Source organism: Paenibacillus nanensis (assembly GCF_003583765.1).
GTDB classification, from domain to species: Bacteria; Bacillota; Bacilli; order Paenibacillales; family Paenibacillaceae; genus Pristimantibacillus; species Pristimantibacillus nanensis.
Genome location: NZ_QXQA01000007.1, coordinates 167,305 through 180,914 on the forward strand (window position 1 = coordinate 167,305; position 13,610 = coordinate 180,914).

Sequence of the window (13,610 nt, forward strand, 5' to 3'; positions counted from 1 at the left end):
GGTTTACTCCGATAATATAGTATAGACATTCTCAGGGGAGGACCGAGAAAATGCGTTTGCTGCCCATTCGGCAATGCGAGCCCGGCATGAAACTTGCAAAAAAAATATTTTCGTCGGACGGCATTGTTCTGCTTGGCGACAACCAGGAGCTCACGGCTCGCCTGATCTCCAGATTGGAACAATGCGGCGTCCAATATGTATACATAGCCGACCGGCGGACGGATGATGTGAATGCGCCGTCCCTTATTTCGGAAGAGACCTTCCGAATGGCGATTAAGGAAATCCGCACGAGCTTTCGGGAGCTTATGGGACGTCCAAATAACAGGAAGGGCGTTACGTATCCGTTCATCGCGCAGCCCTTCCGCAATATGATGAATTCGATTATCGACGAGCTGTCGAGCCAGCAGGAAGCCGTGATCATGCTGATGAACATGGGAACGGTGGACCATTATTTGTACCAGCATTCCTTGAACGTAGGGGTCTATACGACGCTGCTCGGCATATCCCGCGGGTATTCCAGGGATGAAGTGGTCACGCTCGGAATGGGCGCTCTGCTGCATGATGTCGGCAAAACGCAGATTGCAATGGAAATTCTGCAAAAGCCGGACGGGCTGACAAGCGAAGAGTACCAGCTGATGAAAAATCATACCTGGCTCGGATACGAGCTGTTGAAGGATGAGCCGAATTTGCCGCTGCTGGTTGCTCATTGCGCGCTGCAGCATCATGAGCGTATGGACGGCAGCGGATATCCGAGGGGAGTCCGCGGAAATGAAATTCACGATTACGCGAAGCTGATCGGTCTTGTAGATTCCTACGACGCGATGACGACCAACCGCGTATACCGCTCGCCGATTCTGCCGCACGACGCGATGGAGCGGCTGTATGCGGGTTCTGGTACTTTATATGATCAAAGCATGCTGGAGCTGTTCCGGGATAAGGTCGCGATCTACCCAATCGGAATCAGCGTGAAGCTGAATACGGGCGAAAAAGGCGTAGTTGTCGATATGAACCATTCTTACCCGCAACGTCCGATTGTGCGCATTTTGTATAACGAGGCCGGGGAAGAGCTGAAATCGCCTTACGAGATCGACTTATCCAAACGATTAACCGTTATGATTGAAGCTGTGAACGAGGAAGAGCATGAAGCCCAGCTGATTTCGGGTATGTAACGGAGCCGCAAGGCTCCTTTTTGTATTGCTCCGGGACGGCGGTTTTATTTGCTTCCGGCTTCTTCTGACATTACAATGAAAGAGACCGTTATTACGAGATTATGAAGTCAGGTGCTGAATGAAATGAACATACTAGAAACAAAAAACGATAGGCTGGGATTCGAGGCCGGATTGCCGCATAAGCTGGCTCCGTTAACGCCTCAGAACGATCCGTGGGATCCGATCCGCTCCCTTCGCCAATACGGCGGTCACCGGCTGACAAGCGTGGAGATGACCGTAACGAACCTGTGCAATATGCGCTGCGAGCATTGCGCCGTCGGGGATACGCTTACGCTGTCGGAACCGGATAAAATCCCGCTGAGCGATATGCTGCGCAGGCTCGATGAGGTCGAGCATTTGGAGACGATCAGCATTACGGGCGGCGAGCCTACATTCTCCGCGCGCACGGTGAAGGAGTATATGGTGCCTTTGCTTAAGTACGCCCGCAGCAGAGGGGTCCGTTCCCAGATCAATTCGAACGTTACGCTCCCTTATGACAGATACGAGCAGCTTGCTCCTTATTTGGACGTTATGCATATCTCGTTTAATTACACGGACGCGGATGATTTCCATGCGATCGGCTTTGCCAAGTCCGGGCACAGCGTGTCGCGCGATGCGGCGGCAAAGCTATATGAACGGATGATCGAGAACGCCCGCCGGCTCAGCGAAGCGGGAGTCCTTGTGTCCGCCGAGTCGATGATCAATTACCGCACCATTCACAAAATCGAGCAGATTCACCGCCTGATCGTCGAAATGGGCTGTAAACGCCACGAGGTGCATCCGATGTACCCGAGCTCCTTCGCCAAGGATTTGCCGGTCATCAGCAAAGAGCAGATGAGAGAAGCGATCGAGCGGCTGCTCGACCATCGCGATCCAAATATATGGATGCTGTTCGGCACGCTGCCGTTCTACCATTGCAGCGACGATGAGCGTGAGCGCAAGCTGCTTTCGCGTCTTGCCTCCGAGCCGAACGTGACGGTGCGGAACGACCCGGACGGCCGCAACAGGCTGAATGTCAACTTGTTCTCGGGAGACGTGTTCGTAACGGATTTTTCGGATGTGCCCGCTTTCGGGAATATTGCGGAGTCCAAGCTGGACGATTTGTTCGAGAGATGGCTGACGCATCCGCTTGCGCAAAGCGTCAACTGCCATTGTCCGGCAGCATCCTGCTGCGGTCCGAACCTGCTTGTCAAGGATATGTATTACAAAGATGTGAATTTCCACATGAGAAGCGCCAAGCTCGAATAGAAGTAGAGAGAGGAGGGAAACCGCATGTCCGTTCGCACGATTGTTATGATTGCAGTAGGACTGCTCCTTATTTATTTGCTGTTTACGGTTGGGGCGCCGTTCCTGCTTGCGCTTATCGTCGCTATCTTTTTGGAGCCGCTTAACGGATTTTTGATGAAGCGGCTGCGGGTCAACCGCCTCGTCGCCGCCGTTATCTCCTGCACGTTATTTACCGTCATTTTCATCGGCTTAATCGTGCTTCTCGGTATAAAAATTATTGCCGAGCTGATCGCCTTCCTGCAGAAGGTGCCGCAATATTTCGAGAATGCGAACAGCTTCGTCGACCAGCTGCTCGTCGACGCGAGGGGGCTTTACCAGAACCTTCCGCCCGACGCTGTCGAGACGCTCGAAGGATATCTGCTGAAGCTGACGGGAACGATCACAACGATGGTCGGCAAGCTGTCGTCATCCGTTGTCGCGTTTGCGTCTACGCTGCCGGGCGTCTTTATTTTCCTGATCGTATTTTTCGTCGCGGTCTATATGTTCAGCTTCAGCCTTAACACGATGAAGGCGTCCTTCCTATCCTTGTTCGACGAATCGTCGCGGGATCAAGTCGATCAGATGCTGAACAACTTACGAAAGTCGATCTTCGGATTTTTGCGTTCGCAGCTCATTTTGAGCGCGCTCACGTATGTCATTTCGTTGATCGGGCTACTCGTCCTCGATATTAAGTTCGCGATGGCGATCGCCCTGCTGATCGTTGTCGTCGATATTTTGCCGATACTTGGCACAGGCTCCGTCCTTGTTCCATGGGCGAGCTATCTCATTCTTACCGGAGATTTGTATACGGGCATCGGGCTGCTTGTGCTTTTCCTGTTCATTACGGTGTTCCGCCGGATTATCGAGCCGAAAATACTCGGCGATTCCGTCGGCATCGGCGCGCTTTCGGCGCTTATCAGCTTGTATGTCGGCTTTAAGCTGGTCGGCGTAATCGGGGTATTTATCGGCCCGCTTATCGTCATCATCTATATGGCCGCGAGACAGGCGGGGCTGTTCCAGCATAAAATCAAATTGCAATAGTACGATTTTCAGCACCGATAAGGTTGACAGGTGTTGCCAGAACGAAGTATAGTCAAACAAGGAAATCCACTAGGGGCGCCGCAAGGCTGAGATAAAGCAGATGCTTTGGTCCCTTTGAACCTGATCTGGGTCATGCCAGCGTAGGAAAGTGGGACAATCGGCTGTTCGAGCCGTGCGTTGAAGTCCAACGGAAACGTTCGAACTAGTTGCCGAATATAACGTTCGCTGCACGTTGCGCGCGGATGTATGGCCGCTGCCGGAATGCCGGCTAGCCGTCATATATCGATGCGCGGAAGGCGCGAGCTTAACCCTTTCTCATATGTCTGCGTATGCCTCCAGGTGGAATTCCAATTCCATTTAGGAGGTTTTTTTATGTTGACAACACCATTGCCAGGAAGCCAAAAAGTGTACGTGACGGGATCGGACCCTTCGATTCGGGTGCCGATGCGGGAAATCGCGCTGACGCCCAGCCAAGGGCGGAACGGAGAGGAGCTGCCGAACGAGCCGGTACGGGTATATGACGCAAGCGGTCCTTACACGGATACGGCCTACATAGCGGATGTGCGCGCCGGCCTGCCGAAGCTGCGCGAGAAGTGGATTCTGGAACGCGGCGATGTTGAGCGTTACGAGGGTCGCGCGGTGAAGCCGGAGGATAACGGGTTCTCGTCGGAGGAGAGGGCGAAAGAGAAGGGGGCGGAGCTGTTCCCGAATGTTCCCCTTACGCCGCTTCGCGCGAAGGAGGGCCGCAATGTGACCCAGCTTCATTACGCGCGAAAAGGGATCGTAACCCCTGAGATGGAGTTTATCGCAATCCGTGAAGGCATGTCCCCTGAATTCGTCAGGGACGAGGTGGCGGCGGGGCGCGCGATTATCCCGGCCAATATTAATCATCCGGAAATCGAGCCGATGATTATCGGCCGCGCGTTCCACGTCAAGATTAACGCCAACATCGGCAATTCAGCCGTCGCGTCCTCAATCGAAGAGGAAGTGGAAAAAATGACATGGGCGACGCGCTGGGGCGCCGATACGATTATGGATTTGTCGACCGGGAAGAACATTCATACGACGCGCGAGTGGATCGTTCGCAATTCCCCAGTGCCGGTCGGCACGGTTCCGATCTACCAAGCGCTTGAGAAGGTGAACGGCAAAGCCGAGGATTTGAGCTGGGAAGTATTCCGGGACACGCTGATCGAGCAGGCGGAGCAGGGCGTGGATTATTTTACGATTCATGCGGGCGTGCTGCTTCGTTATATTCCGCTTACGGCGAAACGGGTAACAGGCATTGTGTCCAGGGGCGGCTCGATTATGGCGGCTTGGTGTCTCGCTCATCATAAGGAAAATTTTTTATATACGCATTTTGAAGAGATTTGCGAAATTATGAAGCGTTATGACGTTTCCTTCTCGCTTGGCGACGGGCTGCGCCCGGGCTCTATCGCCGACGCTAACGACGAAGCGCAGTTTGCCGAGCTCAAGACGCTTGGCGAGCTGACGAAGATCGCCTGGAAGCATGATGTGCAGGTGATGATCGAAGGGCCCGGCCACGTGCCGATGCATTTGATCAAAGAAAATATGGACCGCCAGCTGGAGGAGTGTGACGAAGCGCCTTTCTATACGCTCGGGCCGCTGACAACCGATATCGCGCCGGGTTATGACCATATTACGTCGGCGATCGGCGCGGCGATGATCGGCTGGTTCGGAACGGCGATGCTCTGCTATGTAACGCCGAAGGAGCATCTCGGCCTGCCGAACAAGGAAGACGTGAAGGAAGGGGTTATCACTTATAAAATCGCGGCGCATGCGGCGGACCTCGCGAAAGGCCATCCGCGGGCGAAGGTTCGGGATGACGCCTTGTCCAAAGCGCGGTTCGAATTCCGCTGGCGCGATCAGTTCCATCTCAGCCTGGACCCCGAGCGAGCGATGGCGTATCACGATGAGACGCTGCCGGCGGAAGCGGCAAAGTCGGCGCATTTCTGTTCGATGTGCGGACCGAAGTTCTGCTCGATGCGCATAACGCAGGATATCCGGGAATATGCGGCGAAGAACGGGCTTGAAACCGAGGAAGCGATTGAAGCCGGCATGAAGGAAAAGGCGGAAGCGTTCAAAGCGGCGGGAAGCTCGATTTATGCTTAATCATACGGCCGAACGATTTGCCGACCGGTATTCGAGGCAGATCCGCTTCGCGCCGATTGGTCAAGAGGGTCAAAGAAAGCTGCTGAACAGTACGGCGCTGATCGTTGGCTGCGGCGCGCTTGGGGCGTCGCTCGCCCAGCATTTGACGAGAGCCGGCGTAGGGCGGCTGCGCATTGCGGACCGGGATTACGTGGAGCCGAGCAATTTGCAGAGGCAGGTGCTGTTCCATGAGGCGGACGCGCTCGCCGCGCTGCCGAAGGCGGTCGCGGCCGCGGAGAAGCTGAGGGGAATGAACAGCGGTATTCATATCGACGCGTTTGTAACGGATGTGAATCGTCATACGCTAGGTCCCCTCATCGAAGGGGCGGACATCGTCCTGGACGGAACGGATAACGCGGCGACGCGGCTGCTGCTCAGCGACGCGTGCTACGAACGGGGGATTCCATTCATTTATGGCGGGGTTACAGGCGCGGAAGGAATGAGCGCCGTCCTCGTTCCCGGCGAGACGGCATGTTTGCGCTGCTTGATCGGAGATGAGGAGGCGGGCGGAGACGGGGAGAGCTGCGACACGGCCGGCGTCTTATCCGCCGCGGTCGAATTTACCGCTTCCTTGCAAGCGATTGAATCGGTCAAATATTTGACCGGCAACCGGTCTGCGCTGCGCGGGAGCTGGGTTGCCGCCGACCTATGGCGGTTCTCGCTGCGGGAGCTGCAGCTGCCGAAGCCGAGCGAAAGCTGCAGCCACTGCGGGACCACCCCGGCAGAAACAAGCATCCATGTCGGCGGACCGTCTTATCCGGTCACGCTATGCGGACGGGATACGGTGCAAGTGACGCTGGATGAGCCGCTCGAGCTTGACCGGATGCGGGAATGGTTCAGCAGGCTTGGCTGCGAAGTGGTGTCCAACCGTTATTTGATGAAGGCGATGCTGTCTCCCGATCACCGGTTTGTATTGTTTCCGGACGGCAGAATTCTCGTGCAAGGTACAAGCGATCCGGAAGAAGCGATGCGGCTGTGCCGGCGTCTGCTGCCTGCGGGAGCGCTGAGGTAGAGGAGGATATATCAATGCCATTGAAACACAATTGGCGGGATTTTCAGCTGTATGTCATTACGGCAGGCGGCTGCCATCCCGGACGAGAGCTCGTTCATGTGATGGAAGAAACGCTGAAAGGCGGCGCAGGCATGCTGCAGCTGCGCAACAAGACGGGCAGCCGGCAGGAGGTGCTCCGGGAAGCCAAAGAGCTGCGAGCATTAACGAGAGCGTATGATGTCCCTTTTATTGTGAACGATTACCCCGATATCGCGCTCGAGGTCGACGCGGACGGCGTTCACCTCGGGCAGGACGATCAGGCGATCGAAGAAGCGAGAAGGCTGCTCGGCCAAGATAAAATCATCGGCATATCCACGCACAGCTTGGAGCAAGGGCTGGCTGCGGAACGCGCAGGGGCCGATTATATTGGCGTCGGTCCCGTATTTCCGACGAACACGAAGCCGGGCAGAGCGGCTGTCACGACATCGTATGTTTCGGAAGCGGCGCGGCACATCCGCATCCCGTTTGTCGCAATAGGCGGCATTACCTTGGATAACGTCGGCGAAGTGCTTGCGGCCGGCGCCCGGAAAATATGCGCCGTATCGGCGATCGTCGGGAGCGAGGATCCGGCGCGCGTATGCCGCTCTTTCCTTGAGGCTATTCGATCCGCCGAGGCCGGCGGACATGCGATCCGGATCCGGCTCAACGGCAAAGAGACAACAACTTCGGCGGGCAATGTAGCGGAGCTGGTCGAGCAGCTGGGCCAAGGGAACAAGCGGCTGGTTGCAGAGGTGAACGGTATGATGATTCAGCGTTCCGATTGGACGTCCGCTGCGCTAACGCCCGGCGCGCGAGTGGAGCTTATACAATTTGTGGGAGGAGGCTGACGGCTATGCTGGTGCATGATGCAACGGCCCAAACTAGCGATACGCTGGTCATTGGGGGCGTACCGCTGAATTCCCGTTTTTTGTTCGGGACGGGGAGATTTCCGAGTCCGGCAATCTTCCAGCAGGCGCTGGAGGCGTCAAAGGCGGAGGTCATTACCTTTGCCGTTCGGAGAGTCGATCTCGACCATGCCGAGGACGACTCGATTCTTCAGCATGTTCAAGACCGAAAGCTGATTTATTTGCCGAACACCTCGGGTGCGAGAACGGCGGACGAAGCGGTTCGGATCGCTAGATTAGCAAAAGCCGCGGGACTGGGAAACTGGGTTAAAATCGAAATAAGCGGAAGCCCCGTTACGCTGCTGCCCGATCCGATCGAAACGTTGAAGGCGACGGAACAGCTGGTGAAGGAAGGCTTTACGGCCCTCCCGTATACGTCGGATGACCCGATATTGTGCAAGAGGCTGGAGGAAGCCGGAGCAGCGGCTGTTATGCCGGGAGCATCGCCAATCGGTACGGGGCTCGGATTGCTCAATCCTTACAACCTTTCGCTCATTATCGAATCGGCGAACGTCCCCGTTATCGTGGACGCGGGCATCGGTTCGCCGAAGGACGCGGCGGAAGCGATGGAGCTGGGGGCTGCGGCGATTCTCGCGAATACGCCTGTGGCCAAAGCGAGAAATCCGGTCGCGATGGCGAAAGCTTTTGCATTGGCGATTGAAGCGGGGAGGCTGGCGCATGCGGCAGGACGAATTCCGAAGAAGCGTTACGCTTCGGCCAGCAGCGACTTGGCCGGTTCTTTGTTCGGGGAGCCTCAATCGGACAACGGCGGGGGAATCGGGTAATGCCGCAAAACGTGCTTATATTAGGCGGCGGCATCATCGGCTTGTCCTGCGCGTTTGAGGCTGCTAGAAGAGGCTACCGCGTGCGGCTCGTCGAGCCGGGGCGGCTTGGCGGGCAGGCTTCCGGCGCAGCCGCGGGCATGCTGGCCCCGTATTCGGAAAATACGGAGCAGCCGGATGAATTTTTCCAGCTTTGTCTGCGCAGCCTGCGTCTATTTCCGGAATGGATCCGCGACGTGGAGGAAGCTTCGGGTTTAAAAGCCGATTGGGTACAAAGCGGAAGCTTGAACGTCTTCCGTCATGAGGCGGATTTGCTGCCGGCCGAATCCAGAATGCGGTGGCACAACGCGTGGGGAGCAAAGGAAGAGCTGGTAACGGGCGCCGCGCTTCGCGGTCTGGAGCCGCGTCTATCGTCGGATGCGGCCTTTGCCGTCTATTCGCCGGAAGAAAGTCATGTCTACGCGCCGGGACTTGTCGCGGCGCTCGAGACGGCATGCGGAAAGATGGGGATCGATCTCATCGATCATGCCGGCGAAATGCTGTCGATGGAGATCCATTCGGGCGGCGGGGCTTCGGTCTTTATGGCGAATCTGCCGGGAGCCCTCCGCGCTGACCGCCTCGTCATTTGCTCCGGCGCCTGGACGGGACAATTCGAACGGTGGCTCGGCATCGCCATCCCGATACATCCGATCCGCGGTCAAATCTGCTCCTACGAGGGACAGCTGGAAGAGCTCAGGCATATGGTGTTTTCCAGTCAAGCGTATTGGGTCGGCAAGCGCATAGGCCGAATCGTCTGCGGCGCTTCGGAGGACGTAGCCGGGTTCGATACGAGCGTAACGGAGCGGGGGATTGAGCGGCTGCTGCGCGCCAGCAAGCAATGGTTCCCCATGCTTGCCGAGAGGGAGACCGCCCATCGCTGGGCAGGGTTAAGACCTGCAACGGCAGACGGGCTTCCCCTTATCGGGCCGGTTAGGGGCAATCCGGCCATTCTGATGGCTGCAGGCCATTACCGTAACGGCGTCTTATTAAGTCCGGCCACGGCAAAACTCACTGCCGACATGCTGGACGGACTGACCGGCGGTCAATCCGCGTCGGTTTTTTCTCCTGAACGATTTACTCTTGTGCCGAGATAGATGTCCAATCTTTCACGCTTCGTTCTCATATACTACCAACAATGAGGGACGTAAGAGAATGAACAACGTGGAGGGAACGAGATGATCGCGCATATCCCCGACGAGGATTTGCTTCCTAAAGAGGAAATCGTACTGCGTATTAGTCAGGCATTGGAGCAAAAGCTTCCTTTTTGCATGGTTCGCATTGGAGACGGTGAAAACTTCGTATTGGCTCAGGACTCTGTCTATACGATGGAGCATACGCTGGGGCAGCTTTGGGTAAAGGTAGCCAATCAAGGCAGGAAGGGGATCCGGTTTCCGAATATTCCGTTCCGCGACCAAATGGTAGAAGCGATCCGCGAGGCCGATATCGTCGGCGTACTGGCTAAAAATGATAAGGAGATTCGCGCCCATCCGACGCATAAGCGGCATTTGACCAATCAAATTTTTGATTATTTCCAGCTGGAGCCGAAAGCGCTGTGCAACGCGACGGTAAACCGCGAGCTGCTCTACCATAAGCCGTTCTGGGAAATGCTTCGGGAGCGGGAGGCGAGAGTCGCGCTGGTATCGCGATGGGCCGGCAGCGCCAAGCAGCGGTTAATTCGACCGCCTTACAACTTAAAGGTCGCCTTCTCCTTGCCATTCGAACGCAACCAAATGATGGAAGAGACGCTGAATTTTTTGGGTGAGCACAAGGATGAATACGATATCGTGCTGGCCTCCTGCGGTGTGAATGCCGTGGTGCTGTCGCATCAAGTGAAAAAACGTTTTGACAAAATCGGGATCGATTTCGGCATCGCTTCTCAAATTATTTCGTCCGTCAAATTATAAATCGCTATGAACAAAAAAACGATCTGAACGCATAAAGCGTCATTCAGATCGTTTTTTTGTTGCGCATGAAGAGCATTCCGCAACTAAATGGTCCAGCGCATGATCACGCCAGCTTGCGTTAACCCGCCGCCGAACCCGTGCATCAGCAGCGTATCGCCGGCCTTCACGCGGCCGTCCTTGACGGCATCGTCTAGCGCAAGCGGAATCGAAGCGGCCGATGTGTTGCCGTAGCGGCTTATGCTGGAGAGCGCCTGCTCCTCCCGAAAGCCGATTCGCTCGCATAACGCGTCGATAATCCGCTGATTGGCGTTATGCGGGATAAACCAGCTAATATCGCTCGGCTTCATACCGGCTATGTCAAGCAGCTTGCTTACGCCTTCGGATACCTGACTTAACGCCCAACGGTACACTTCTCTTCCATTCTGCACAAGCTTACGGTGATCCAAAATGCCGTATTCGCCGATCGTAGCGGATAAATTGCTTAAATAAACGTGGTGACCGCCGCTGCCGTCCGTATCCGAATATGCCGCCAGCATGCTGCCGGCGCCATCTTCAGCGGGCTCCAAGAGAACGGCGCCTGCTCCGTCGCCGAATAGAATGCAGGTCGTCCGATCTGTGTAATCGGTAATTTTTGTAAGAGCGTCCGCGCCAACGATAAGAATTTTCCGGTACATGCCGCTAAGGAGCAGACTGTTTCCGAGCTGCAGGCCCGCGGTAAAGCCCGCGCATGCCGCCTGAAGGTCGATCGCTCCGCAGCTTTTGATTCCAAATCTGGCTTGCGTAAGCGCGGACATACTAGGGAATATGGTGTCCGGAGTCGAGGTTGCGACAATGATATAATCAACATCCTGCAGGGTTACGCCATACCTCTCCACCATGTCGTCGATGGCTCCCGCGATCAGATCGGACGTAAATTCATGCTCGGCTGCGGCCCGGCGTTCCCGGATGCCGGTGCGCTGCACAATCCATTCGTCGCTTGTCTCCACTAGCGTCTCCAGATATTCATTCGTTATCCTTCTCTCGGGCACATAAGTGCCGATTGCCGTAATGACCGAATTGGATTTCAGTGCAGGTTGAACCGAATGATTCTCCATAAGAATGACACCTCGCTTTTCATATTTAGTACCAGATACTAATACTTGATACCAATAGTACTGAATGTGCTGGCAAAAGTCAATCGGAGATAGGTGGTGTCATATCAGTCTGGGAAAATGATTGCAGCAATGATGTAGATGAGCTAAAAATAATAATAATAATACGGAATCGCTATGTGAGAATCCGCCATTTTGATATTGAATGCGCTGCCCTTTTAGGACATCGATATCTGCCCTTTCGTACATTTGACCGCGGTGGACATAGCGGTACAATGATAATGACCGGATTACAGAAAAGGGGCTGAAGATGAAAGTAAACGAATTGCAATCCGAAAGACGTCTTTTTCATCAGAGCGGAGCAATATCCGATTCAAGAATTCCGCTTTTGATCTGGATTACGATCGATTTCGCCGTATCCATGTTTATGCTGCTGAGCGAAGACAACGATTACTGGATCAGGATCTTCTTTTTTACAGGCTTATTTGTTCTTCACGCTTCCTTATATTGGCACTCACCCGCGATGGTCGTGAAGAGGGCTTGGCTGTATTTCATAATGCAAGCTTCTATTATTTATACGGCTTCTGTTCTGGTTCCGGAAAGCGCACCGGCGGTGTTGATCGGATTATTTCCCGTATTGATCGGACAATGCGTCGGCGTTTATGATCAGAAAAAGAAATTAATCGCCGTCATGCTGGGCTGTTACGGTCTGGTGTGGTGTTCGGTATTCGTAACGGGCTGGATAGAGTCGGCCGTTGTTCTCATTCCGTTATTCGTCTTGATGAATGTGGTTGTCGTATCGTATGGCGTCCTGTTCTTTCGACAGGTTCACGCAAGACTTCGCACGCAAAGCTTTTTTGAGGAATTGGAGAGGACCCATCGCAAGGTTGAGGAACTAACCCTGGCGAACGAAAGACAGAGAATGGCTCGCGATTTACACGATACACTGGCGCAGGGACTCGCCGGATTATTGATGCAATTAGAAGCGGCGGATGCGTATTTGGATAAGGCGAACCCCGCGCGGGCGCAGGAAATCGTCAATAAAGCGATGGAGCGAGCAAGAACTACCCTGAGCGAGGCCAGGATGGCTATTGATGACTTACGGCTTAACGGAGGCGCCGATTCTCACTTTGCCGACCTCGTCCGAAATACGGTAGACAAGCTGACTGCCGGTACTCCTGTTGCAGTAACGCTGCACGCTCCGGAGGATTTGTCGTTGTCGGGCTACGTTATGGAGCATTGTCTCCATGTGATTGGAGAGTGCATCGCGAATACGGTCAAGCATGCGAATGCTTCAAGTATGCAGATAACAATAGAACAAGAGATATCATCAGGAAGCCTGCTGCTCCGCATACAAGACAACGGAATCGGCTTTAATACCGAAACTATAGGCAGGCTCGCCGGGCATTACGGTCTTGTCGGTATTAAGGAACGTGTCCGTCTTCTGGGGGGAATGCTTGACATTCACAGCGAGCCGGAAGCGGGTACGACGATCGAAATAAAGGTTCCTGGGAAAGAAGGAGTCATTACATGACAAAACAGATTTTGATCGTAGACGATCATCTGCTCGTTCGCGAAGGCTTAAGACTTATTATTGAAAGCAACGATGCCTACCAGATTGCGGGCGAGGCTGAGAACGGCGAGGAAGCGCTGCGGCTAGTGGATCAGCTGCAGCCGGATCTTATTCTAATGGATTTGAACATGCCCGTCATGACAGGACTCGAAACGATGAAGAGGCTGCGGGACAAAAAGATCGAAATACCGGTTGTCATCTTGACGACTTACAACGAGGATGACTACATGATGCAGGGACTGGCGCTCGGTGCAAAGGGCTATTTGCTGAAGGATGCCAGCAGGGCAACGCTGTTTCATACATTGGAATCCGCTTTGCGGGGAGAGACATTGCTGCAGCCTGATGTCGTTGAAAAGGTATTTGCCTCGCGGCAGGCGCCGGTACAAGCCTCAAAAAGCGGGCTTCCGGACTTGTCCGAAAAAGAGAAGCTTGTGTTGCAGGCTGCAGCGCGTGGATACCGAAGCAAAGAAATTGCATTCGATTTGGGCATTTCCGAGCGTACCGTAAAAGCCCATCTAACCAGCATTTACAATAAATTAGGCGTTGATTCTCGTCCTGGGGCGGTTGCCATGGCCATAGAGCATGGGCTGATCCATCTTTAG

Annotated in this window: 12 protein-coding genes and 1 riboswitch; of the genes, 11 read left to right on the plus strand and 1 reads right to left on the minus strand. The window is 54.7% G+C overall.

The window, feature by feature from the left end; translation table 11 throughout:
* Positions 1-50: 50 nt before the first annotated feature.
* The 9 genes from D3P08_RS13200 (at position 51) to D3P08_RS13240 (ending at position 10,344) form a co-directional block, all read left to right on the plus strand.
* Positions 51-1,169: an HD-GYP domain-containing protein gene (locus D3P08_RS13200; protein ID WP_119600155.1), complete on the plus strand. Its 1,119-nt coding sequence runs from the start codon at positions 51-53 to the stop codon at positions 1,167-1,169.
* A gap of 123 nt (positions 1,170-1,292) precedes the next feature.
* Entirely contained in the window at positions 1,293-2,456 is a 1,164-nt protein-coding gene (yfkAB, locus tag D3P08_RS13205; protein WP_119600156.1) for a radical SAM/CxCxxxxC motif protein YfkAB, read from the plus strand.
* A 24-nt stretch (positions 2,457-2,480) separates the two neighbouring features.
* Complete coding sequence (gene ytvI, locus D3P08_RS13210) at positions 2,481-3,515, plus strand: sporulation integral membrane protein YtvI (protein ID WP_119600157.1); 1,035 nt, start codon at positions 2,481-2,483, stop codon at positions 3,513-3,515.
* 61 nt (positions 3,516-3,576) lie between these two features.
* A riboswitch (TPP riboswitch) is annotated at positions 3,577-3,679 on the plus strand.
* Between the two features lie 208 nt (positions 3,680-3,887).
* Positions 3,888-5,645: a phosphomethylpyrimidine synthase ThiC gene (thiC, locus tag D3P08_RS13215; RefSeq protein WP_119600158.1), complete on the plus strand. Its 1,758-nt coding sequence runs from the start codon at positions 3,888-3,890 to the stop codon at positions 5,643-5,645.
* Positions 5,638-6,696, plus strand: a complete 1,059-nt coding sequence (locus D3P08_RS13220) for a ThiF family adenylyltransferase (RefSeq protein WP_119600159.1) — start codon at positions 5,638-5,640, stop codon at positions 6,694-6,696. Before thiC ends, D3P08_RS13220 begins: the two co-directional genes overlap by 8 nt.
* 14 nt (positions 6,697-6,710) lie before the next feature.
* Positions 6,711-7,562: a thiamine phosphate synthase gene (thiE, locus tag D3P08_RS13225; RefSeq protein ID WP_119600160.1), complete on the plus strand. Its 852-nt coding sequence runs from the start codon at positions 6,711-6,713 to the stop codon at positions 7,560-7,562.
* Between the two features lie 5 nt (positions 7,563-7,567).
* Positions 7,568-8,404, plus strand: coding sequence for a thiazole synthase (locus tag D3P08_RS13230; protein WP_119600161.1), 837 nt, complete (start codon positions 7,568-7,570; stop codon positions 8,402-8,404).
* Complete coding sequence (thiO, locus tag D3P08_RS13235) at positions 8,404-9,534, plus strand: glycine oxidase ThiO (RefSeq protein ID WP_119600162.1); 1,131 nt, start codon at positions 8,404-8,406, stop codon at positions 9,532-9,534. Before D3P08_RS13230 ends, thiO begins: the two co-directional genes overlap by 1 nt.
* 81 nt (positions 9,535-9,615) lie before the next feature.
* Complete coding sequence (locus D3P08_RS13240) at positions 9,616-10,344, plus strand: GT-D fold domain-containing glycosyltransferase (RefSeq protein WP_119600163.1); 729 nt, start codon at positions 9,616-9,618, stop codon at positions 10,342-10,344.
* 83 nt (positions 10,345-10,427) lie between these two features.
* Here the strand turns inward: D3P08_RS13240 and D3P08_RS13245 are convergent, their stop codons facing one another.
* A complete protein-coding gene (locus D3P08_RS13245; protein WP_206098959.1) occupies positions 10,428-11,438 on the minus strand; it encodes a ketoacyl-ACP synthase III in 1,011 nt (336 codons plus the stop codon).
* 307 nt (positions 11,439-11,745) lie between these two features.
* Between D3P08_RS13245 and D3P08_RS13250 the strand changes: the two genes are divergently transcribed.
* Both D3P08_RS13250 and D3P08_RS13255 read left to right on the plus strand, forming a co-directional pair.
* Positions 11,746-12,969 carry a sensor histidine kinase gene (locus D3P08_RS13250; RefSeq protein ID WP_119600164.1) on the plus strand — a complete coding sequence of 408 codons (1,224 nt, stop codon included), beginning with the start codon at positions 11,746-11,748 and terminating at the stop codon, positions 12,967-12,969.
* Positions 12,966-13,610, plus strand: a complete 645-nt coding sequence (locus tag D3P08_RS13255) for a response regulator (protein WP_119600165.1) — start codon at positions 12,966-12,968, stop codon at positions 13,608-13,610. The genes D3P08_RS13250 and D3P08_RS13255 overlap by 4 nt, the downstream gene beginning before the upstream one ends.